1 protein-coding gene is annotated in these 276 nt (G+C 58.7%); it reads right to left on the reverse strand.

The annotated features are described in order from the left end of the window. Positions 1 to 276 (reverse strand): NADH-quinone oxidoreductase subunit H (locus MWC30_RS22225; RefSeq protein ID WP_244086361.1); only part of this gene is annotated, 276 nt, incomplete at both ends.

The raw sequence follows: 276 nt of genomic DNA on the forward strand, positions 1-276 counted from the left end.
TGGCGAGCATCGCCAGGAGGGATGCACCGTTTGGCCCCGCGAAGGCGAATAGCTCCAAAAGCCTTGCATCGCTCACGAAGGGAAGATGCCATGCCCCGAAAAAAAGCGTCGTCACGATCCCCGAGATGGTCACGATCTCGAGAAACTCTCCCATCCAGAACATGACGAACTTGAGCCCGCTGTACTCCGTAAAATACCCCGCCACCAGCTCCGACTCGGCTTCGGGCATATCGAAGGGGGCCCGCTTGTTCTCGGCGATGGCGCAGGTGAGAAACA

This window comes from Desulforhabdus sp. TSK (assembly GCF_022836495.1).
Classification (GTDB): Bacteria; Desulfobacterota; Syntrophobacteria; order Syntrophobacterales; family Syntrophobacteraceae; genus Desulforhabdus.